Here is a 22,775-nt window from a genome sequence, read left to right as displayed (position 1 = left end):
TGCGGTCAGGTGGTCTGACCTGAAATCCGCACGAATGCGGGAAAACAGAGAGATGGCACACCAGACATTGCAGCGGTGGCCATCTCTGAGCGAACGGCTATTCAGCCGCCAGCCCCAGTTTCATACGCTCCATCTCCTCCAGCGCCCGGCGGTATTCGACCGGCATCACCTTGCGGAACTTTGGCCGATAATCGGCCCAGTTCTCCAGAATGGTGCGCGCCCGCTCGGAGCCCGTGTGGTGGAGGTGATTGGCAATGAGCTGCGCCAGACGCTCCTCATCGTGCCGGGTCATGTCGCCGGAAACGTCGACGCGCCCCTTGTGCATGAGATCGCCGCCATGGTGGTGCAGCTTTTCGAGGATGTCGTCTTCTTCCGGCACCGGCTCAAGCTCAACCATCGCCATGTTGCAGCGCTCGGCAAAGTCGCCGGCCTCATCCAGCACATAGGCAACGCCGCCCGACATGCCGGCAGCGAAGTTGCGGCCCGTCTGACCAAGCACGACGACAACGCCGCCGGTCATATATTCACAGCCATGGTCGCCAACGCCTTCAACCACCGCGACGGCGCCCGAATTACGAACCGCAAAACGCTCACCGGCAACGCCCCGGAAATAGCACTCGCCCTCGGTGGCTCCGTAGAGCACCGTGTTGCCGACGATGATGGAGTCTTCCGCGACAATCTTTGAATCGTCTGTCGGACGAATGACGATGCGCCCGCCCGAAAGTCCCTTGCCGACATAGTCGTTGGCATCGCCATGCAGCGTGAAGGTGACACCACGCGCCAGGAACGCGCCAAAGGACTGACCCGCCGTGCCCGTGAGGCGCACATCGATCGTGTTGTCCTTCAAACCCTTCTGGCCGTAGCGCTTGGCCACCGCACCCGACAGCATCGCACCGGCCGACCGGTCGGTGTTGCAGATCGGGAAATCGAGCGACACCTTTTCGCGGTTTTCAAGCGCGGGCTTTGCCGCCTCGATCAGCTTGCGGTCGAGGATGTCGTCGATCGGATGCACCTGACGTTCCGTCCAGCGCAGCGCCTCGCGCGGCGCATCGGGCTTGTAGAAGACCTTCGTGAAATCAAGACCACGCGCCTTCCAGTGCTCGATCATCGCATTTTTCTCGAGCAGATCCGACTGGCCGATAATATTGTCGAGCTTCGTGTAGCCCATTTCCGCCAGATACTGGCGCACCTCCTCCGCGACGTAGAAGAAGTAGTTGATCACATGCTCGGGCGTGCCCTTGAAGCGCTTGCGCAGCACCGGGTCCTGCGTGGCGACGCCGACGGGGCAGGTGTTGAGGTGACACTTGCGCATCATGATGCAGCCAGCAGCAATGAGCGGAGCGGTGGAGAAGCCATATTCGTCGGCACCGAGAAGCGCGCCGATGATGACATCGCGACCGGTCTTCAGCCCGCCATCGACCTGTAGCGCGACACGCGAGCGCAGACCGTTCAGCACCAGGGTCTGGTGCGTTTCGGCAAGGCCCATTTCCCACGGGCTGCCTGCATGCTTGATGGAGGTGAGCGGGGAAGCGCCCGTGCCGCCATCATAGCCCGAAATGGTGATGTGATCGGCGCGCGCTTTGGCAACGCCAGCGGCAACCGTGCCCACGCCAACCTCGGAGACGAGCTTGACGGAAACGTCCGCATCCGGATTGACGTTTTTCAGATCGTAGATGAGCTGCGCCAGATCCTCGATCGAGTAGATGTCGTGGTGCGGCGGCGGCGAGATGAGGCCGACGCCCGGCGTGGAATGGCGCACCTTGGCGATGGTGGCATCGACCTTGTGGCCGGGAAGCTGACCGCCCTCGCCGGGCTTTGCGCCCTGCGCCACCTTGATCTGCATCATGTCGGAATTGACGAGATATTCCGTGGTGACGCCGAAGCGGCCACTGGCGATCTGCTTGATGGCGGAACGCTCGGGGTTCACCGAACCATCGGGCATGGGCATGTAGCGGTCGGGCTCCTCGCCGCCCTCACCCGTGTTGGATTTGCCGCCGAGCGCATTCATGGCGCGCGCCAGCGTGGTGTGCGCCTCGCGGCTGATGGAGCCAAACGACATGGCACCGGTGGAGAAGCGCTTGACGATTTCGGACGCCGGCTCGACCTCGTTGAGCGAAACAGGCTTGCGGCCCGTGTCCCTGGCCGTGCGGACCGCGAAGAGCCCACGAATGGACTTGGCGTCGGCCGCCTGCCCGTCGACCATTTTTGCGAAGTCGCGATAGGTCTCCCAGGACTTGCCGCGAACGGCATGCTGAAGAGAGGCGACGGCATCGGGCGACCAGATGTGGGCTTCGCCGCGCATGCGGTAATTGTATTCGCCGCCAACTTCGAGCGCGTTTTTCAGCACCGGGTCGGGACCGAACGCGGATGTGTGGCGACCTGCCGTCTCGGCAGCGATCTCTTCCAGCCCGACACCTTCGATCGTGGTGGCGGTGTTGGTGAAGTACTGCTCGATGAAATCGCTTTCGAGCCCGACCGCATCGAAAATCTGCGCACCGCAATAGGACTGATAGGTGGAAATGCCCATCTTGGACATGACCTTCAGAATGCCCTTGCCGATGGCCTTGATGTAGCGCTGGACGACCTCCTGCGGGTCCACCTCCGGCGGGAACTCGCCGGCCTTGTGCATGGCAAGCAGCGTGTCGAAGGCGAGATAGGGGTTTATCGCCTCGGCGCCGTAGCCTGCGAGGCAGCAGAAATGATGCACCTCGCGCGGCTCGCCGGATTCGACCACGAGGCCGACCGCCGTGCGCAGACCCTTGCGGATCAAATGATGGTGGACGGCGGCGGTGGCGAGCAGCATCGGGATGGCGATGCGGTCCGGGCCGATCTGACGGTCGGACAGGATGATGATGTTGTAGCCGCCGGCAACGGCGGCCTCGGCGCGATCACACACGCGCTCGAGCGCGCCGCGCATGCCCGCTGCCCCCTCGCCCGAGGCATAGGTGACGTCGATGGTCTTGGTGTCGAACCGGTCCTCGGTGTGGCCGATGGAGCGGATCTTTTCCAGATCGCCATTGGTGAGGATGGGCTGGCGCACCTCAAGCCGCTTGCGGCGCGAGGAGCCGACCAGATCGAAAATGTTGGGACGCGGGCCGATGAAGGAAACAAGGCTCATCACCAGCTCTTCGCGGATCGGATCGATCGGCGGGTTGGTGACCTGCGCAAAGTTCTGCTTGAAATAGGTGTAGAGCAGCTTGGGCTTGTCGGACATGGCCGAAATCGGCGTGTCGGTGCCCATGGAGCCGATGCCCTCCTGACCGGTCGTGGCCATGGGCGCCATCAGCATCTTCGTGTCTTCCTGCGTGTAGCCGAAAGCCTGCTGCAGATCGAGCGGGGAAACATCCTTGCGCAGGGCGCGCGGCTCCACCGGCTTCAGGTCTTCAAGGATGAGCTGGGTGTTGTCGAGCCACTTCTGGAAAGGATGCCTGGTGGCAATCTTCGCCTTCACCTCTTCGTCAGAGATGATGCGGCCTTCTTCCATGTCGATCAGAAGCATGCGTCCGGGCTGGAGACGCCATTTGCTGACGACCTTGTCTTCCGGCACCACAAGCGCACCGGCCTCCGATGCCATGATGACGCGGTCGTCATCGGTGACGATGTAGCGCGCCGGGCGCAGGCCGTTGCGGTCGAGCGTCGCGCCGATCTGGATGCCATCGGTGAAGGCCACGGCGGCGGGGCCGTCCCACGGCTCCATCAGAGCGGCGTGGTATTCGTAAAACGCCTTGCGCTCGTCGCTCATCAGGCGATTGCCGGCCCATGCTTCCGGGATCAGCATCATCATGGAATGAACGAGCGAATAACCGCCCTGGAACAGGAATTCGAGCGCGTTGTCGAAACAGGCCGTGTCGGACTGGCCTTCATAGGAAATCGGCCAGAGCTTGGAAATGTCGTTGCCGAACAGCTCCGAATCCACCGAAGCCTGGCGCGCAGCCATCCAGTTGACGTTGCCGCGCACGGTGTTGATCTCGCCATTGTGGGCGACCATGCGATAGGGATGCGCCAGCTCCCAAGAGGGGAAGGTGTTGGTGGAAAAGCGCTGGTGAACCAGCGCCAGCGCCGTCTCGAAGCGCGGATCCTTCAGATCCTTGTAGTAGGCACCGAGCTGATAGGCGAGGAACATGCCCTTGTAGACGATTGTGCGTGCCGACAGGGAGACGGTGTAGAAACCGTGCGTGCCGCCTTCCAGCTCCTCGCGCACACGGCCCGAAATCACCTTGCGCAGGATATAAAGCCTGCGCTCGAAATCCTCTTCATTCTCGATGCCCGCGCCGCGCGCGATGAAAATCTGCTGGTGGACCGGCTCGGAGGCAACGATTTCGGGCGCCTTGGAAAGGCAGGAATTGTCGACCGGCACATCGCGGAAGCCGATCAGCTCCTGACCTTCCGAGCGCACCACATCGGCGATGATCGTGTCGATCTTCTCGCGCAGCGCGCCATCGCGCGGCATGAAGAAATGACCGACACCATAATGGCCGGGCTCGGGAAGCTCGACGCCGCGTTCGGCCCACTCTTCACGATAGAACCGGTCGGGGATCTGCATGAGCATGCCCGCACCATCGCCCACCAGCGGATCGGCACCAACGGCACCGCGATGGGTGAGGTTTTCAAGCATCGCAAGCCCGTCCTGAACGATGCTGTGCGAGCGCTTGCCCTTCATGTGCGCGACAAAGCCGACACCACAGGCGTCATGCTCATTGCGCGGATCGTACAACCCCTGCGCTGAAGGCAGGCCCGGCGTGTCGGGCTTTCCTGTGCGTTTGACGGTGGCCGCTCCGGCCTCGGCGGCAGGTTCGAACTCAGTCGAAACAGATGGCGTCATTTCCGTCATCGCAAATCCTCATAATTGGTGCCCAGAGCCTCGCCTCCCTGAGCGGTCGTTCAGTCGCCGGGCTGCCCTTGCGGCCATCCGGGGTGTATGCACGGCATTTCCATTTAGAAGCCGGAGGAACGCTACCGGTTCGCTCCGGCGCATTTTCTTGTTGTTGGGCGGGGCATCCCTGCCTGTCGATTTTGCTCCGGCCATCGCCGGACCGCCGTGATCGCGCCGATCAGTCCCACATTACCACGACCCGGGGAGGCCTTTGCAATGCGTCGTAACATGATCTTCGCGCAATAAGACAGGATTGCTGTCCTATTCGCTGAAATGCCAGAAATACCAACACCAGACAAGACGGAAATGCAAATTTTTTGCGCAAAAAGCGCAATAAAATTCCGACGCTGCAAGTATTGTCGAAATTATCCGCCACGACCGCAGATCTTCCTGCCAAGCCAAAGAATGACCGCAACATCTCAGCTTCGGGGCTTGATACAGAGGGGTGAAGCGCGCAAAGTCGCGCCGCCACTGCTTATTTTAAGGTCAAAAGAGAGAACGACTGCATGAATTTCGCCTCAGACAACTGGGCCGGCGCCCATCCGCAAATCGCAGAAGCGCTCACAAACAATGCAGGCGGCTACGCATCGGCCTACGGTACCGGCGATCTGGACAGGCAGGTCGAGCGAATCTTCTGCGATATTTTCGAGCGCGAGGTTGCGGTTTTCTTTGTCGGTACCGGCACCGCTGCCAACAGCCTGTCGCTTGCCTGGGCTGCGAAGCCGGGCGGGGTGGCCTTTTGCCATACGGAAGCCCATGCCGTCGAAGATGAGGGCGGCGCACCGGAACATCTGACCGGAGGCGCGCGCCTGAAGGGTGTTGCAGGCCGCCTGGGACGCATGGATCCGAACGCGCTCGACGCGGCAGTCCGCGAACATCCGGCTGAGTTCGTGCATTCGGGACAACCCATGGCCGCCTCCCTGACGCAGGCCACGGAGATCGGCACACTTTATTCTCTCGATGATATCGAAAAGATCGCCGGCATCTGCCGCGAGGCCGGCATTCCGTTGCATCTGGATGGCGCACGCTTTGCCAACGCGCTTGTAGCGCTCGACACCACGCCAGCAGAGATGACGTGGAAACGCGGTGTCGACATTGTCTCTTTCGGCGGCACCAAGAATGGCTGCTGGTGTGCAGAGGCCATCGTAGTGCTTGATCCTGAAAAGGTCGGGCAGATGCATTTCCTACGCAAACGGGCCGCGCAGCTTTTTTCCAAGTCGCGCTTCATCGCTGCGCAGTTCGAAGCCTATTTCAGGGACGATTTGTGGCTCAAGACCGCGCGACACGCCAACGCGATGGCCAGGGAACTCGCCTCCGCAATCGGTACCGCCGAAGACGTGCGCCTTGCCTGGGAGCCGCAGGCGAACGAGGTGTTTGCACTGATGACGCTGGAAAAGGCCCAGGCGCTGCAGAACGAAGGCGCCAAGTTCCATCCTTGGAAACCGCCACTTTCCTTTGCCAGCGAGGTCCGGGCGGGCGAGGTTCTTCATCGCTTTGTGACGAGCTTTGCCACCGAACGCTCCGAGGTCGAACGCTTCGCGCAGGGCCTTGGGGGCGCCAAGCCAGAGACGTGCGCGGTAAACAGCCCATCACGCCCATGTGATGCCGGCTCGCGCGCGCTTGATTTCCAAGTGAACCGTCCCTCTGAAAAAACGGTTTGTGGCGGAGCGGAGATCCCGCTTCGTCAACACCTCGAGAGGAGATCAGTTCATGTCCACGAAAACCGCACTTACCGCCGCCTATATTGCCGGCACAGTTGCTGCCGCGCTGTCGGCGGGAACCATGGCCACGACGACGGCTGCGCAGGCCCAGGAAAAAGAAAAATGCTATGGTGTTTCCATGGCTGGCAAGAACGATTGTGCTGCCGGGCCCGGAACCACCTGTGCCGGCACATCCAAGGTCGACTATCAGGGCAACGCCTGGACCTATGTGGATGCAGGCACGTGCACGACGATGGAGCTTCCCGGCGACCGCATGGGTTCGCTTGAGCCGCTCGATCGCGATCTGCCGTCCTGATCGGCCAGCCTTTTCTCATTGACGCATATCGGGAGGCGCCTGATGACACGCGCATTCGCAGTTCACTCCGCAAGTCAGGGGCGCTTTCCGGTATTCGATCCTGCCGGCAGGTCCGGTGCGAGCTTCAAGGCGCAGCATTTCGATGCCATTGCCGCGGAGCCATTTTCCATCGGCTTTCTTGAGATCCACGCTGAAAACTACATGGGCGCGGGTGGTGCGCCCCATGCCGCACTGACGGAAATCCGCAAGCTGCTCCCCGTCTCGCTACATGGTGTCTGCATGTCAATCGGCGGCCTTGAGCCGCTCGACCCGGAACATCTTTCCCGTTTTGCAAACCTTGTCGAACGCTATGAGCCCTTCAAGGTGTCCGAACACCTTGCCTGGTCGACCCATGACGACGTGTTTTTCAACGATCTGCTGCCATTGCCCTACACGGACGACACACTGGCACGCGTGTGCGAACATATCGATCAGGTGCAGGAAGCCATCGACAGACCAATGCTGCTTGAAAACCCCTCCACCTATGTTCTTTTTTCGGAATCGAGCTGGAAGGAAACCGACTTCCTGCGTGAAATCGTGAAGCGCACGGGCTGCGGCCTGCTGCTCGACATCAACAATGTGTTTGTCTCGGCCACCAATCACGGTTTTAGCGCCACCGACTACCTGGCCGATTTTCCTTTGGAACATGTGGGTGAAATTCACCTTGCGGGTCACGACGAACAGGAAGACGACGAGGGCGCACCGCTCCTCATTGACAGCCATGACCGGCCGGTCGCCGATCCGGTATGGAGCCTCTACGAAATGGTCATCGGGCAATGTGGGCCGATCGACACGCTTGTCGAATGGGACTCGGATGTTCCCGACTGGCCAATCCTTCGCTCGGAGGCCATTGCCGCAGACCGCATTCTCGACCGACATCGCGGCCGCCGCAAAAGCGTGAAGCCTCATGCGCTGCATTCCTGACATGACCGCTGAAGGCAGCGCCACTGCCTATGATGATGCGTTCGGCTCCGTGCTGCTGAACCCCGAGGGCGCCACACCGCAGGGCGTGTCCGGCCCTCGTGGCAAGGCTGCGCAGAAGCGCTTCAACGTTTATCGCAACAACGTGACCCACAGTCTCGTCACGGCGCTGACCGAGATATTTCCCACGGTGGTGCAAATCCTGGGGTTTGAGAATTTTCGCATGATCGCGCGAGACTTCGTGCGCGCGCATCCACCGCGGTCGCGGCTCGTTTTCGAATATGGTCAGGAGTTTGACCAGTTTCTCGCCGGCTACGCACCAATCCGCCATCTGGAATACCTGCCGGATGTTGCCCGGCTGGAGCGCGCCTGGCTGGATGCCTATCACGCGGCCGACCATGCACCGCTTGCCCCAACCGATCTGGCTGCGTTGCCGCCAGAGGCTCTCGCCACCTTGATCTTCACGCCACATCCCGCAACGCGGCTGGTCTCGTCCAGCTACGCGGTCCACACGATATTCACGGCCCATCGGGACGGGCCGATGCCCAAGCGCATCGACGCCGGCGCGGCAGAGGCGGTCCTTGTAACGCGGCCTGCCCTGGACGTGCAGGTGCGGAAGGTCGACCACGGTCAGTTTCTCTTTGTTGAGGCACTCGGCCGGGGAACGCCACTGCAGAAGGCCGCCGGCCTCTCGCTTGAAGCAGAGCCGGAATTCGATCTTCAGGCTGCAATCGCCTTGACCATTGAAAGCGGCGCTTTTGCGGGTTGCCGTACCAGCAACGACCATGACGAAAAGGACTGAGGCCCGTGTTTCAGACAATCAATGCGCTGCACGCGCGCGTATTTTCGACCGTGGAGCGCCTGCTTGACGGCTGGTTTCTCGGCCTTGCTGCCCGCTTCTCGTTTTTTGCCGTGCTCTATTTCTACTTTCTGAATTCAGCACGCACCAAGGTGGGTGACGGCGTTTTCGGTTTTTTCAACGTGACCGATGGAGCCTATTACCAGATTGCGCTTCCTGCGGTGGAAGCGGCAGGCGGGGACGTCTCCGCAGTTTCCTTCATCCCGTGGGGCATCATTGTGTGGATGGGGACATATTCCGAGTTCATCCTGCCGCTCCTGATCGTGATCGGCCTGTTCACCCGCATCGCCGCTCTGGGCATGATCGGGTTCGTTCTTGTGCAGTCTTATGTGGACATTGCCGTCCACAAGGTGGGACCGGAAACTGCGGGAGCCTGGTTTGACCGGTTTTCGGACGGGCTGATCTGGGACCAGAGAACGCTCTGGGTTTTCCTGCTTCTCTATCTGGTGATCCGGGGGGCGGGCGTGATCTCGCTCGACGCGCTGCTCTCGCGCCACCGGACCGCGGCCCCCTCATGAAGCAGAAAGCGGCGCCATGAAGGCGCCGCCCGGACTTCAAAAAGGCATCTGCCTGGCTTAGTGAGCCTTGGCCTCGATCTCTTTTGCATCCTTGACCGAAGCGATGGGGATGCGGCGCGGCTTCATCTCCTCGGGAATGTTGCGCGTGAGGTCGATGTGCAGGAGGCCGTTTTCGAGATTGGCACCGCTCACCTCGACATGATCGGCGAGCTGAAAGCGGCGCTCGAAGCTGCGCGAGGCAATGCCGCGGTATAGCAGCTCGGTCTCACCCTTCTCCTCGGCGTTTTTCTCGCCCTTGACGGTGAGCACATTGCGGTGTGCCTCGATGGAAATGTCCTCTTCGCCGAACCCGGCAACCGCCATCGAGATGCGGTAGGCGTCCTCACCGGTGCGCTCGATATTGTAGGGCGGATAGGTCTGGCCGTTGTCCGGCTGCCCAAGCGTGTCGAGCATAGAGAAAAGCCGGTCAAACCCGACGGTGGAACGATAGAGAGGCGAAAAATCAACGTGACGCATGGTCTGTTCTCCTGTTGAGCAACATTGCGTTATGGCCATTCTCCGAAACCCGCGAATGGGCGTTTCCGACTGGCCAGCGGCCCCATTCTGGCGGCCGCATGGAATATATGGGGACATCAAAAATCCGCTTCAAGAGCACGCAACACCAAGATGAACGGCAGATGAACAGCGTACTCGGAATGCGTTCACAGTGTCTTCGTTATGGTCGCATCACTTCGTTGGCAGCCGGGGTTGCCGGCGGGGGAAAAGCACCGGAAGTAACGTCCCTTCCACCGGTGCGGAACGCCGGAAGCGGCATGACGTCGCTTCCGGCATTCATTCGCAAAATGCCCTGCCACGGGGCAACGCGCCGAAAACCGTTCGATTTCTTGCCTTTCAGCCCTGCCGCCTCTATCAATCTGCCTGAATGCGCTCTTCCGCCACCCTTCAAAAACAGTTTTGAGGCCGTTGATCCTGCATGGATGATTTGCTCATCACCGTTCCGGAGAACCCTGCCCCCGAAGGCATCGTACCGGGTTTTCTCAGAACGGATGACGATGTCCGCATTCGCTTTGCGCGCGTTCCAGGGCGTGGTGAAACGAAGCGGGGCACTGTCGTGCTTCTGCCGGGGCGCAACGAGTATATCGAGAAATATTTCGAGACCGCCAACGACCTGGCCGAGCGCGGATACGGGACCGCAATACTCGACTGGCGTGGCCAGGGTGGTTCCGATCGGCTGATCGCGGATGCCAACCGGGGCTATGTGGTGAGTTTCGACGACTATGTGCGCGATCTGGATGCGCTGTTCGACCAGGTGGTGCTGCCCGACTGCCGTGGCCCCTATTACGTGCTTGCGCATTCCACCGGAGTGCTGATCGCGCTTCAGGGCCGCCCCGGGCCTTGTCAACCGTGTGCGCCGCATGGTGCTGTGCGCCCCGCTTCTGGGCCTGCCCACCTCCCCTTTCACGGCACGATGGGTTCGACGTCTCGCGCAGTTCCTCTACGCATTCGGGCTTGGGCGGATGTACATGCCGGGGCGCCGCAACCGTGTGAAAACGCCCGAGTTCTCTCCCGCCGCGCTGAGCTCCGACAAGGAACGGTTTGAAAGAAACCGCGCCACGGTAAGCGCCTGGCCCGGACTTGCAATCAACGGACCCACCGTTGCGTGGACGCGCGCCATGTTCGACGCCATGGAGAAGGTGAGCGACCCGGACTATATGGCGGGCCTTCACACCCCCTCGCTCATAATCGCAGCCGGCGCGGACCGGGTGGTCTCCAACGCGGTGATCGATCGCTATGCACGGCAGTTGCGATCAGGATCGCTTCTCACGATTGATGGAGCGCGCCATGAACTTCTGCAGGAGGCGGACCAGTATCGCGAGCAGGCGCTGGCTGCATTTTACGCCTTTGTCGGCGAGACGGAAAATCCGGAGTATTGACGCGGCTCACCGCAGGAGCGCCATTGCCTTCTCATGCAGTTGGGGCGTGGCGGCTGCGATGATGTCTCCACCCTCTTCCGGGCGCCCGCCAGCCCATGTGGTGACGACGCCACCCGCCTGCTCGATGATCGGCACAAGCGCAACGATGTCGTAGGGCTGGAGCGCGGTTTCCACGACGAGATCGATCTGTCCAGCCGCGAGCATGGCGTAGGCATAGCAGTCGGTGCCGTAGCGGGCGAGGCACACCGCCTTCTCCACCCTGTCATACGAGGCCCGGCGAGGCGGATCGAACAGCGCCGGCGTGGTGGTGCAAAGCGTGGCACCCGCGAGCTCTGTCGTCTCGCGCGTGCGCAGCTGACGCGCACCGCCCGGCCCCTCATAATGGGCGCCCTCGCCCACCGTGTAGAAAAGCTCGCCGGTGAAGGGTTGCGACATCATCCCGGCCGTTGCCCGCCCCGAAACGGTGAGGCCCACCAGCGTGCCCCAGAGCGGAAGTCCGGAAATGAAGGCACGCGTGCCGTCGATCGGGTCGATGATCCAGCGATGATCGTTTTCCTCGCCTTCCAGACCGAACTCCTCGCCCAGGATGCCGTGCCCGGGATAGGTCTCGCCAATCAGGGCGCGGATCGCACGTTCGGCCTCGCGGTCGGCCTCCGTCACCGGATCAAAACCCGAGGCAAGCTTGTTGTCGACAAGAACCGGCTGCCGGAAGCGCGGCAGGGTCTGGGCTGCGGCTGCCTCGGCTATGCGGCGCATCAAGGCCGGCGACACAGTCATGGAGAACTCCTGAATCTGAGGGTGAGAAAACCAGTGGGGTGATGATTTTTGCCGTGATCGTATGGCTTTGCAATGGTCCAGCACAGGAAGTTCTTGACAATTGTGCACTGCAGCATAATCTGCATGCAGGCAGCCTGGCTGCCGAATGCCCCTTTGGGGCGTTTCCTCCCTAGACTTTTGGCCGTATTGCCAACGCAATGCGGTCTTTTTTTATTGGTCGCCTGCCGATTTTATATGCAGCGCAGCATGGACATCATCATTCCGCCGCCAGAGAGAAGGCCGTGAAATACCGGCTAGCGGCAGACATCAACGCGCGGGAAAATTCCGTCAGATCATTCATCAACGCATAAAAGCCCGGCGTTTTCTCAAACGTCTTCTCATTCATGTAGAGGCTGCGGTTGATCTCGATCTGCAGGGCATGCAGCCCCTGGGCGGGGCGCCCGTAATGCTCGGTGATGAACCCGCCGGCATAGGGCTTGTTGTGCGCCACGCAATAGCCTTGGGCCGACAGGAGATCGATCGCGCATTGCGTGAGTCCTGGCGCAGCCGAAACGCCGAACCGGTCGCCGACAATGAAATCCGGCCGCAAAGCGCCATCGCCCGAGCGCACGCCGGCGGGCATGGAATGACAATCGATCAGAATGCCGTGGCCGAACGCTGCGTGCGTGTCGATCAACAGGCGTTTGAGGCGCTCGTGATAGGGATGATAGATGGTCTCGATCCGCGAAATCGCCTCACCGAGCGGCAGCCGCCCCTGATAGATGTCGAGTCCTTCGCCCACCAGTTTGGGAACGGTGCCAAGCCCACCTGCCACACGCGGTGAGCGGATATTGGCGTAGGGTGGAACGGGCTGTGAAAACATGCGGGGGTCGAGTTCCCACGGCTCACGGTTCACGTCGAGATAGGCACGCGGAAAATTGGCGGCCAGGAGCGGTGCACCACCGGTGATCACGCCGGAAAAAAGCTCATCCACATAACAGTCTTCCGAACGTCTTATCGTGATGGCATCGAGCCTGCTCATTTCCAGAAAGCGCGGTGGATAGTGTCGTCCACTATGCGGAGAATTGAAAACAAAGGGCATGGTCTGCGATGCGGGAGAACGCACCTCGAATGCAGGGATCTGCTCAAAATCCGCTTCGGCGGTCATGGGTGTTTTGCGCCTCCGGCGATCTGGCCTGTTTACGAAACCTGCCATTCCGCCGGGCACCTGTCCAGCCGGTCCACAGGCTGGACCAGCAGGATTCACTTGATATTTACCATGCGAGAATCATATAGCTGGAACACACAAGCGGTTTGCGGGCGGTTTGCGGGACGACCGCTCTTGCACTATTCGGACGGCACAATGGCACGGATTCTCCTGGCGGAAGACGACAATGACATGCGGCGCTTTCTTGTGAAGGCGCTTGAACGGGCAGGCTATGAAGTCGTGGACTTCGACAATGGCGCGGGCGCTTACGACCGGCTTCGCGAAGAGCCCTTCTCTCTCCTTCTTACCGACATCGTGATGCCGGAGATGGACGGGATCGAGCTTGCGCGGCGAGCCACCGAGATCGACCCCGATCTCAAGGTCATGTTCATCACCGGCTTTGCGGCGGTGGCGCTGAACCCTGATTCCAATGCGCCGCAGGACGCGAAGGTGCTCTCCAAACCCTTCCATCTGCGCGATCTGGTGAACGAGGTGGAAAAACTTCTTCAGGCCGCTTGAGCCCTGTTTTCAAGGCGCCCGGGATGGCGCGCGCTGCCATCTCCATAATTGCTGTAAAAACACCCGAACTACCTATTGACGCCAGCCCGGATTTTGTGATCTATGCGCGGCGTCGGATGGGCGTGTAGCTCAGCGGGAGAGCACTACGTTGACATCGTAGGGGTCACTGGTTCAATCCCAGTCACGCCCACCATCCACAAACCACTGAACTCCCTCTTTCTTTCGTGGTTCGTTCGTTCTCAGAAAACTGTCTGGATTTGCTGTCGGTCACACTCTGGTCACAGCGAGGACGGTTATGGCGTCGATACGCAAGCGGAACGACAAATACCAAGTGCAGATTCGCCGTAAGGGCTTTCCACCGGTTTCAAGGTGCTTCAGAAATCTGAAGGATGCCAAGGAATGGTCGCGTCATATGGAGACGCTTGCGGACAGAAAAGACCTGCCGGTCGACACCAAGGTTCTCGATTCACTCACGCTAGGCGACCTTATCCGTCGTTACCGGGATGAAATTGTCCCCACCAAGAGAGGTGCTGAGATCGAAACTGTGATTCTGAATTCGTTTCTAAAACAGCCGATAAACAATCGCCCAGTTTCAGAGATCACCACCGCCGACTTTGTCGCCTACAGGGACAAGCGCCTCGCAGAGATCAGACCGACATCGCTGAAACGCCAGCTTTCTCCGATCAGCAATATGTTTGAAGTCGCCAAGACGAACTGGGGGCTCCCCCTCAAAGAGAACCCTCTGAAACGACTAAAGATAAACGGCACAGACAGAAGACGAGAAAGACGCCTAAGAGCCGGCGAATATGAAAGACTGATTGCAGCAGCCAATCAACGACGTAGCAATTACCTATCCCCGATCATCAGCTTTGCCCTTGAGACAGCCATGCGGAGAGGAGAAATCCTCGCGATGCGATGGGACGATGTCGATATGGACAGGCGCTCTATTTTGATACCGGAATCTAAGAACGGATTCTCACGCATAATCCCACTAACAGAGAGAGCAGCCACAATCCTTGGTAAACTGAAACGCTGCGAAGAGAATGTCTTCCCCGTTACCGCAGTGGCACTCAGACAGATATGGGACAGAACCACGAAAAGCGCCGGAATAACCGACCTTCATTTTCACGACCTACGCCATGAAGCGATTTCGCGCCTTTTCGAATTTGGACTGACGACACCCGAGGTTGCTTCCATATCCGGTCACAAGGATATGCGAATGCTCTTCAGATATGCTCACGCGAACCACACCTCTATCAGAACCAAGCTACGCCGCATCAACGCGTAAAGAAAATCAGCAAAAACACTTATGCATAAATGCAGATATTTCCGTAGGCGACCAGCATAGCATATTTAAATTATCATAAACACTTGACAAATTCCGAATTATATGCTACTATATAGTGTAGCTGTGGTTAAATTTAACGAAAAATCATTTCTACAAATCCTTTAAATTGTCAATTCAGGCGATTCTCTCGCACGAGAGGAGGATAATATCTTTAATATAAAAAGGAGTAATATGAATAATAAAATAGAATTTAACAATGATATTTTATCAGTGATGTCAAATGAAATCGAGAAACAAGGATTTGCTGGTCCGACGGACATTCCTAAGCTAGTCTACCTGACTTTGATTACCAGTTTGCTGGAAAGGCCGGTTTCCCTTTTGATTAAAGGGCCATCAGGAGCCGGAAAGTCCTTCAGTCTTCGAATGGGAAAGCAATTCGTTCCAACGGAAGCCTATGAGGAGTTCGAAGGAATGAGTGAAAAGGCCCTCGTCTACCTAGACGTTGATCTAAAGCACAAACATCTAATCATCGGTGAAGCTGCGGGTATGGCTAATGGGTCTGGAAGAACCCTAATTCGCCAGTTATTGAGTGAAGGTCAGGTGAGATACGCAACCGTCCAAAGTACCGATAAAGGACTGGAAGGATCCGAACTCCCCACTCTTGAAGGTCCATGTGGACTCATCATGACGACCACCGCGACAAATATTCATCCCGAAGATGAAAATCGCATGCTGTCGGTGAATATGCATGAATCCCCGGATCAGATTATGGCTGCATTGCTTGCGCAAGCCGAGGGTAATTCCAAGAAGAAATACAATCCGGATTTGGCTCCGTGGTTTGAGCTTTACCGATCGATCAAAAATGGATCGAAGAATGTCTCTATCCCGTTCGCTGCCAACATCGCGAAACGACTCCCGTTGACGCATGACAAAATTAAACGGGACTTTCCTCAGGTGCTCTCACTCATTGAAGCATCCGCACTCATTCATTCCAAACATAGAGCAAGGAATGAAGACGGAGCGGTCGTCGCGAACGAAGATGATTACACGCTCGTTCGCAACCTCGTGAATGTCGCGCTATCGGAAGGACTAGCGAAAACAGTACCCGCAACGGTACGCAAACTCGTGGAAGCAGTAGAGACACTGACGGATACAAGGCATAATGGCGTTCTCAGCCATAGCAAGCTTGCCGAGCATTTAGACAGAGACCAATCCGTAATCAGCCGGACAGCCAAGCAAGCGATTGAAGACGGATATCTCCGCAACAACAACCCCGGTCAAGGTCGTGAAGCCGAATTGGTAGTCGGAGATCGTAAACTACCGTCAGGCTCAGTCTTACCATCGACAAATGCACTTTTTGACGAACAATCCGAGCAAGCAAGTGTGTCGTGGGAGTGTACAGCTCCTGCAAAGCCGAAACAGCAACGGCATAGAATTGATTGGTAACGATTAGACGAATGGAAAGCCCTCCCGGACGAGGGCTTCTCCACCAAGACTGCATAAGTACAGAAGTTGAATGCCCCTCTCCCCGCAGGTCAAAAACAACCCAGAAAGACTCTTTCATTTCAAACTTAGCGCTCAGTGACCAATGCGTCGAATGCAGCGTAATACGTGAACGACTGCTTTTCTCCGATTTAGTCGATCAGGTGGTTGAAGGCAGTTTGTAAGCGAGCATCGATGGCCGCTCGCTGGCCATCTGAAATCAAACCCAAGAACTCGATCAACTGCGCATCACCTAAGGCGATCATGTACCCCCGCCCATCTTGTGCTGTGTCGCGACACCGCGCGCATAACCGGTCGTAATCATCGACCGTGCGGTAGAGTAGCATGCCAAGCTGACCTCTGTTAGCGCCGAAGCGTCCGGACAACTGGTCAACTTCTGGGTTAGCGGGATCCTTACTGTAGTTCTTGCATTCAACCATTATTAGCCGCGATGCAATGTTATGCGCCGTGTGTGCTCGCCAGAAGAACCCGTCCTGAGCTGCATTTGTGTAAGTCAAATCGATGCGCTTCCGACCCTCGTGGACTTCATGCTCCTTCTTCGGATAAATCAGGTTCGGCCAGAAGATGAATTCGAGCGTCCCCATAATGAATGTGTGATAGCGATCCGCCGCAGCGTTTCCAGGGGGGATCGTCGGCAAAGCTGCTGCCAACGCGCGAGCAAAGACAGCCTCATCAAATTCATCGTCAAAGTCTTGATGCTTTAGCGGCCCGCGAGCCCCTTCAATCTCCGCATAGAACTGCTTGTAACCCTCCAACACTTTAGGGTGTTGTTCAGAGAAGCGCGCCACAAAGTCCTTTGAGAATGGGAAACGCTCTTTGAGGGCCTTCTTAGTGGGAGGTCGCCGCTCACCACTTGCAAGAATTCTGACTAGTGGGGATTGACGGGAAAATTCATCTTCCTGAATGAAATTCAGGATATGGTGCGAATAGAATTCCTGAGAATCTAAGGCCATTTTCCGCCGCACCGTGTACTTAGGAACCAATATTAGCCGTTGCTGGGCGACAACTGGCAGTCGAACATACTCCTGCCGCCATGCACCAGAATCCATATCCCAAAAGCGCCCAGATGGAAAATCTCCATTGAGGCGGATGCCATGCAGCGCGCATTGCTGCTGTGTGTACTCGATCAGCGGACGACGAATGATGTTAGTGGTGATATCGGAAATCTTGTCGCTTCCGATTCCAGGAATGAAAAGGTCACATTCTGCAAGCTCTTCTAGAAGGCCGTTCTGAGCCGCCTGGGATGCAGCAAGGCTTTCGTATAGATCAAATGCCTGCCTACCGCCGACACCGCGGCCAGCCGGAGCGCCCTGCGACATACCTAAGCAAGTTTCATTTGGCTCGCTTAGTCCATTCAGCATCTGTCGAGCCTGTAGGTCGCGTCCAGCACGGATATGATCGAGCGCGGTCTGAAAGAAATGAGTAATGTGCTGATGGCAAATTTCGGACCAAGCATCCCCCTTCAGGGAGATCGCAAAAGGATCAATAAACAGCGGTGTATCCCGTTCAGGCTCAATATCCACAAAATCTAGCTGTGGTTGCTCTAGGCCAATTCCAAAAATCTCTGAGAATCTCATACAATCAGCGCTTCATATTGTGCTTCGCGGGCTTCACTATGCCGCATTTAGGCGGCTTCAATCCAGTAGATTCAGCCGTCACCTGCTTAGAAGAGGTCAAGCTGATAACCTTCCGGATCAGCGATATTGTTGGCTTTACCAGTCATTGCATCCATTCTGTACAATTTGCCTGAAAAAATTCGCTGGGGTGATGCAACGAACTCTTACCCGTCCGCAATGCCCGCATCCGCGGTTAATTGATCGTTTTAGCAGATTCCGCCGAAAGAAGTTATCGGGGACTCGCTTATTTACGAATACACTCCCTAGAATATTGGATAGTTTCCGAAATAATGCGTCACCTCGCCTGGTCGCCTTCATACTTCATACGATTCAAGAGATCTGAAGCACGGTTCGCGACTTAGAAGATCACCAAACACCTCCAACACCAATCCAATATCGAGGTCTTCCTTCAGAATCGCCCCTATTGCTAAGATCGCTGAATAAAAGCAGAATCTCGAAGAACATTGAGCGATACAATGCGACATCTGTGCAAACAATCTCAAAGGAGTGTGGGAATGCGACAGTTCGGATTGGCACCATTATTTTTGATTACTCATGTCGCACTTTCCTACGCACAATGTGAAACCAAGAATGCCTCATGGATCGCAGAGCGAGATGGTACACGATATCAAATCTCCGGCAGCCATGGTCTAAGTTACGGAAGCGCAGTTGTTATAGAGGGGCCTGCAGGAGACAAGACACCTCTGGGTCGCTGAAGGAGAGATCACATGCTCGAATGGCGCGTCGATTTGTTACTTGCTTGTCGACCGTGGAACTGACGCGCCAGATACCGGTCCAATAGGTGTCGTTCTTGAAACCATTGACGACGATAAAGACAATGTGCCGGAATGGGTCATTCTAGCATCATTTGGGCAGGCTATGTGGCCCTACGGCCTTAAAGCTGAGTGGGCAGAAGCTGTGCCAGCCGAGAACCGTTCGCCCATCTTCCCCCCCAACATCTACAACCTCAAAGATTGCCGCGATAATAACTCAATAGCCGCTACAAACGGCGACGAGTATTCACAATCGATTATTGGCTGGACTACCTATTACAATCAGCGCTTTGGCTATCAGATCGAAATCCCTCCAAGATTTTCCGAAGTGATCGAACCCGCAAACGGTGATGGCGGAATATCAAGATCACTGGAAGGAAACGCAGAACTTTCAGTGTGGGGCCATCATATCATTACAGGTGACTTTAGAACTGAAATTGAATCTCGCATTGCATCATCCGAGCAGCAGGAATGGAGGATTAGCTACAACCGAAGAACAGACCATTGGGCTAGCTGGTCGGGCAGCAAGGACAATCGAGTTTTTTATCAACGAGCCATCCCTCTTTGTGATAATCAGGCCGCTCAATTCCGCCTTGAATATGATAGAGTCGACCTTAAATCCTTCGATCCTATTGTAGAGCGCCTTGTAGAAACGTTTACCTTTGCTTCTGATTGCAGAAATGGCAGCTCTAAAGTCGAAGCATCTCCAACGTGGCTGGTTCGCGACAATGGCATCTATGCAACTGACGATGTTAGCCGGTCTATCGAACTGGGGGGAACATTTGCGCGCAGTAATCTGGACCGCTTTCTCGGCGACGTTGACGCCAACATTATTCGGACTGAGGGTGAAGACTGCTCTATCTGTTACTACATTACGCTCAACGATGGCGGAATTTTCATAGATTCAAACGGCACAACCATCAGCCTTATCGAGGTATATGGAACTGCCTTTACTGACAGTTATGGGTTTCGTGTCGGCGATAACATTTCGAGAGGCACGTCGCTATACTGCACCATGAATGACGATAGCGGTGAACAGCATTGCAGAAAGGAGAATTCTGCGGGGGCAAGCTGGATTATTGAATCCGGCGCCGACTGCAATCACCTATCCGCAGTTCTGCTACCAAACGGCGTCAAACACGCAAAGTTCGCTGGCTGCGAGTCAGTTGCTGGCTTTTCGCTAGGGAGTTCGTACTGGCCATGAACTATTCATGTGTGCGCGTCAAATGCGTAAACATTTCCTCTCTTTAAAGGTGAACAGTCCCTGAAAATCCAATTTATGTCGGGGCTATAAACGACATCGTACACACCGGGGGTGGCACTCGCCCCCCCCCCCACACGAGACTTGATAAATGCAGGCATCTTCCGTTGGCTTAAAGCTTAACGATTGCCAAGAATTGGAATTGATTACGGCTTCCGTGAGCACGAGGGTGGAATGCGTCCATGTATATATTTCGTTCGATATGCGGAACTGTCGGTCACACTCTGGTCACAGCGGGTCACAGATTCTGGCGTTTCCGGATGAGGGTTGCGTGTAGCTAAGAAAGACCGTAGACTGCGTATGCAGTTGAATTCATTCAGTCTTTCACGAGGAGCGAATGCGACGTCAGCGGGAGAGCACTACGTTGACATCGTAGGGGTCACTGGTTCAATCCCAGTCACGCCCACCATCCACAAACCACTGAAGTCCCTCTTTCTTTCGTGGTTCGTTCTTCCCCCAAAATACCGGGCAGGATGCTCTGCCACTCAGTGACCGATGGCCCCAGCTATGGCTGGCCGGCAGCCGAGGCTGAAGCGTGGACTGCGCGTGTGAACCGCACATGGGCACGCAGCTGTGCGACTGCGCTTTCCGTGTCGCGCGCGAGCGCGGCCCTCCATCAGCCGCGTGTGATTCTTGATGGAAAGCGCCTGTTCAAGAACATCTCGGGTGGCCGCATCATGAACGAGTGGACGGGCCTCTCCACCGCCCGGAGCGAAGAGAAGCGCATGGTGATGCCGGCGCACCTGCTCGGAGATCTGCCGCTGAAAGGACTTCAGCCAGCCTGATCGTGCAGCCGCCAGAAGAGCCGCGTGGAAGACATCATGCGCATCCATCCATACGATGTAGGCCCTGATGCCGCCGTCCAGCGCTTCTGACGCACGCGCGAGCCGGTGATGCGCCGCAACAATGGCACTCTCCCAGCCCAGACCGCCATGGCGGATCGCGTCTTCAAGAAGCGCGGTCTCAACCACCGCCCGGGCCTGCTCGAGATCTTCCAGTTCGGCAAGGGAGACCGGCGCAACCCGATATCCACGATTGGGAACAAGCGTGACAAGGCCTGCCTCCTCCAGCCGCGACAATGCCTCCCGCAATGGCGTGTAGCCGACACCATAACGCTTCGACAGCGCCATGAGGCGAAGCGGCGCGCCCGGTGTCAGAACCCCGGTGACGATGTCGTGCCGCAGCATGGCGATGGCCCCCTCGCCGCCCCGAATCTCGCCCTCAAGCATTGTGTCACCCAAAAACTCCATATAATCGATGGTATTATATATAATTAGTTGATGCAGCGGGACAGTGAAACATGACCGAACGGGTAAAAACGCAGAACAGCAACACGATGCCCAGTGCAGCCGAATGCGACCGGCTGGACCCGCTCGCACAGTTCCGTTTGCGCTTTCAGCTGCCGGAGAACGTGATCTACCTGGACGGCAACAGCCTTGGCGTTCTCCCGGTCGGATTGAGCGCGCACATGCAGAGTGTGGTGGAACGCCAGTGGGGCGAAAGCCTTGTGCGCGGATGGAACGATGCGGGCTGGATTGACCTTCCCGCGCGTGTGGCCGGCAAAATTGCGCGATTGGTTGGCGCCACGCCAGACAGTGTCGCGGTGGGCGATTCCACCACGATCAATGTTTTCAAGGTGCTGTCGGCGGCGCTGTCGCTGCGCCCCGAACGCCGTGTCATCCTCTCGGATCGGAGCAATTTCCCGACCGATCTTTATGTGGCTGACGGGCTCTCACGCCTGCTCGGACAGGGGTATGAGCTCAAACTCGCCGATGCGGACAGCATGAAAGAAGCCATCGACGAGAACGTTGCCGCCGTTCTTCTGACGGAGGTCGACTACCGCACCGGACGGCGCTACGACATGGCGGACATGACGCAGCACGTCCACGATCAGGGCGCGCTTGCCATCTGGGATCTTGCCCACTCCGCGGGTGCCTTCCCGGTTCATCTCGACGCAGCCGGTGCCGACTTCGCGGTGGGATGCGGTTACAAATATCTCAATGGCGGTCCGGGTGCGCCTGCTTTCCTCTACGTTGCCGAGCGACATCAAGCGCAGGTCTCGCCGGCGCTCTCCGGCTGGATGGGCCATCAGGCCCCCTTTGAATTCGCGCAGACCTATGCACCGGCCGAGGGCATCGGGCGCATGCTCGTGGGCACGCCACCGATCCTCTCGCTCTCCGCACTCGACAGGGCGCTGGATGCCTTTGATGGTGTCGACATGAAGCTCGTTCGCGAGAAATCGCAGCAGCTTTGCGACCGCTTTATCGACGAGGTGGAAAAGCGCTGCCCCGAGCTCGAACTGGCAACGCCACGCGATCATGCCAGCCGCGGCAGCCAGGTCTCATTCCGCCACCCCGAAGGCTATGCGATCATGCAGGCCCTCATCGCGAATGGTGTCATCGGCGATTTCCGCGCGCCCGACATTCTGCGGTTCGGCATGACACCGCTTTATCTCAGACACGCGGATATCGCCGCTGCGGCCGAAACTCTCGAGCGCGTGATGCGCGGAAAATTGTGGGATCAGGACGTTTTCCGCAGGCGAGCCAAAGTGACCTGAGCACACGGCACTCCCGCCCTGAATGGGCGTCAGCGACCGCGTATCCTTACGATAATTTAATACTATAAAAGGTGAAAAGCCCCCCGGAAGCTGGCATAAAGACCCCGGCCTGAAGCGACCGGTTTACCGGCTGTC

16 protein-coding genes, 1 tRNA gene and 2 pseudogenes are annotated in these 22,775 nt (G+C 57.5%); 13 read left to right on the top strand and 6 right to left on the bottom strand.

The annotated features are described in order from the left end of the window. Positions 1 to 97: 97 nt before the first annotated feature. A complete protein-coding gene (gltB, locus tag AB2N04_RS07610; RefSeq protein ID WP_367718068.1) occupies positions 98 to 4,831 on the bottom strand; it encodes a glutamate synthase large subunit in 4,734 nt (1,577 codons plus the stop codon). A gap of 548 nt (positions 4,832 to 5,379) precedes the next feature. Between gltB and AB2N04_RS07605 the strand changes: the two are divergent. The 5 genes and pseudogenes from AB2N04_RS07605 to AB2N04_RS07585 all read left to right on the top strand — a co-directional run. Next, a pseudogene (locus AB2N04_RS07605) lies at positions 5,380 to 6,417 on the top strand (low specificity L-threonine aldolase); the annotation flags it as partial. A 166-nt stretch (positions 6,418 to 6,583) separates the two neighbouring features. Then, positions 6,584 to 6,889, top strand: coding sequence for a DUF2282 domain-containing protein (locus AB2N04_RS07600; protein ID WP_367718066.1), 306 nt, complete (start codon positions 6,584 to 6,586; stop codon positions 6,887 to 6,889). Positions 6,890 to 6,931: 42 nt separating this feature from the next. Continuing rightward, positions 6,932 to 7,852 carry a DUF692 domain-containing protein gene (locus AB2N04_RS07595; RefSeq protein ID WP_367718064.1) on the top strand — a complete coding sequence of 307 codons (921 nt, stop codon included), beginning with the start codon at positions 6,932 to 6,934 and terminating at the stop codon, positions 7,850 to 7,852. Position 7,853: 1 nt separating this feature from the next. Further along, positions 7,854 to 8,651 (top strand): putative DNA-binding domain-containing protein, encoded by a 798-nt coding sequence (locus AB2N04_RS07590; protein WP_367718062.1) that lies wholly within the window; start codon positions 7,854 to 7,856, stop codon positions 8,649 to 8,651. 5 nt (positions 8,652 to 8,656) lie between these two features. After that, on the top strand, positions 8,657 to 9,226 hold the full coding sequence (locus tag AB2N04_RS07585) for a DoxX family protein (protein ID WP_367718060.1): 570 nt from the start codon (positions 8,657 to 8,659) through the stop codon (positions 9,224 to 9,226). Between the two features lie 57 nt (positions 9,227 to 9,283). Here AB2N04_RS07585 and AB2N04_RS07580 read toward each other — a convergent pair whose 3' ends face one another. Further along, positions 9,284 to 9,742: an Hsp20 family protein gene (locus AB2N04_RS07580; RefSeq protein ID WP_367718058.1), complete on the bottom strand. Its 459-nt coding sequence runs from the start codon at positions 9,740 to 9,742 to the stop codon at positions 9,284 to 9,286. Between the two features lie 457 nt (positions 9,743 to 10,199). On the opposite strand from AB2N04_RS07580, the pseudogene AB2N04_RS07575 reads away from it, so the two are divergent. Continuing rightward, positions 10,200 to 10,682, top strand: a pseudogene (locus AB2N04_RS07575) (alpha/beta fold hydrolase); the annotation flags it as partial. Further along, positions 10,642 to 11,160 carry an alpha/beta hydrolase gene (locus AB2N04_RS07570; protein WP_367718056.1) on the top strand — a complete coding sequence of 173 codons (519 nt, stop codon included), beginning with the start codon at positions 10,642 to 10,644 and terminating at the stop codon, positions 11,158 to 11,160. The pseudogene AB2N04_RS07575 and the gene AB2N04_RS07570, both read left to right, overlap by 41 nt. A gap of 6 nt (positions 11,161 to 11,166) precedes the next feature. Here the strand turns inward: AB2N04_RS07570 and hisN are convergent, their stop codons facing one another. Together hisN and AB2N04_RS07560 are read right to left on the bottom strand one after the other, a co-directional pair. Beyond that, the gene (gene hisN, locus AB2N04_RS07565; RefSeq protein WP_367718055.1) at positions 11,167 to 11,937 is read right to left on the bottom strand and encodes a histidinol-phosphatase; all 771 of its coding nucleotides are present in this window, start codon (positions 11,935 to 11,937) and stop codon (positions 11,167 to 11,169) included. 256 nt (positions 11,938 to 12,193) lie between these two features. Next, positions 12,194 to 13,084, bottom strand: coding sequence for an N-formylglutamate amidohydrolase (locus AB2N04_RS07560; RefSeq protein ID WP_367718053.1), 891 nt, complete (start codon positions 13,082 to 13,084; stop codon positions 12,194 to 12,196). 195 nt (positions 13,085 to 13,279) lie between these two features. Here AB2N04_RS07560 and cpdR point away from each other — a divergent pair, with 195 nt between their 5' ends. The 4 genes from cpdR (at position 13,280) to AB2N04_RS07540 (ending at position 16,376) form a co-directional block, all read left to right on the top strand. Then, positions 13,280 to 13,642 (top strand): cell cycle two-component system response regulator CpdR, encoded by a 363-nt coding sequence (gene cpdR / locus AB2N04_RS07555; protein WP_007008549.1) that lies wholly within the window; start codon positions 13,280 to 13,282, stop codon positions 13,640 to 13,642. Positions 13,643 to 13,760: 118 nt separating this feature from the next. Further along, positions 13,761 to 13,835, top strand: a tRNA-Val gene (locus tag AB2N04_RS07550). 102 nt (positions 13,836 to 13,937) lie between these two features. Continuing rightward, positions 13,938 to 14,930: a site-specific integrase gene (locus AB2N04_RS07545; protein WP_367718051.1), complete on the top strand. Its 993-nt coding sequence runs from the start codon at positions 13,938 to 13,940 to the stop codon at positions 14,928 to 14,930. A 231-nt stretch (positions 14,931 to 15,161) separates the two neighbouring features. Next, positions 15,162 to 16,376: a hypothetical protein gene (locus AB2N04_RS07540; protein WP_367718049.1), complete on the top strand. Its 1,215-nt coding sequence runs from the start codon at positions 15,162 to 15,164 to the stop codon at positions 16,374 to 16,376. A gap of 188 nt (positions 16,377 to 16,564) precedes the next feature. On the opposite strand, the gene AB2N04_RS07535 is transcribed toward AB2N04_RS07540, so the two are convergent. Beyond that, positions 16,565 to 18,010 (bottom strand): hypothetical protein, encoded by a 1,446-nt coding sequence (locus tag AB2N04_RS07535; protein ID WP_367718048.1) that lies wholly within the window; start codon positions 18,008 to 18,010, stop codon positions 16,565 to 16,567. Positions 18,011 to 18,805: 795 nt separating this feature from the next. Between AB2N04_RS07535 and AB2N04_RS07530 the strand changes: the two genes are divergently transcribed. Beyond that, positions 18,806 to 20,026 (top strand): hypothetical protein, encoded by a 1,221-nt coding sequence (locus AB2N04_RS07530; RefSeq protein ID WP_367718047.1) that lies wholly within the window; start codon positions 18,806 to 18,808, stop codon positions 20,024 to 20,026. Between the two features lie 542 nt (positions 20,027 to 20,568). On the opposite strand, the gene AB2N04_RS07525 is transcribed toward AB2N04_RS07530, so the two are convergent. Next, positions 20,569 to 21,312: a GntR family transcriptional regulator gene (locus AB2N04_RS07525; RefSeq protein WP_367718045.1), complete on the bottom strand. Its 744-nt coding sequence runs from the start codon at positions 21,310 to 21,312 to the stop codon at positions 20,569 to 20,571. 107 nt (positions 21,313 to 21,419) lie between these two features. On the opposite strand from AB2N04_RS07525, the gene kynU reads away from it, so the two are divergent. Next, complete coding sequence (kynU, locus tag AB2N04_RS07520; RefSeq protein ID WP_367718763.1) at positions 21,420 to 22,640, top strand: kynureninase; 1,221 nt, start codon at positions 21,420 to 21,422, stop codon at positions 22,638 to 22,640. Positions 22,641 to 22,775: the final 135 nt, after the last annotated feature.

This window comes from Nitratireductor sp. GISD-1A_MAKvit (assembly GCF_040819555.1).
Classification (GTDB): Bacteria; Pseudomonadota; Alphaproteobacteria; order Rhizobiales; family Rhizobiaceae; genus Nitratireductor.
The sequence above is the reverse complement of the archived record's forward strand: the minus strand, read 5'-3'. Positions and strand labels throughout refer to the sequence as shown.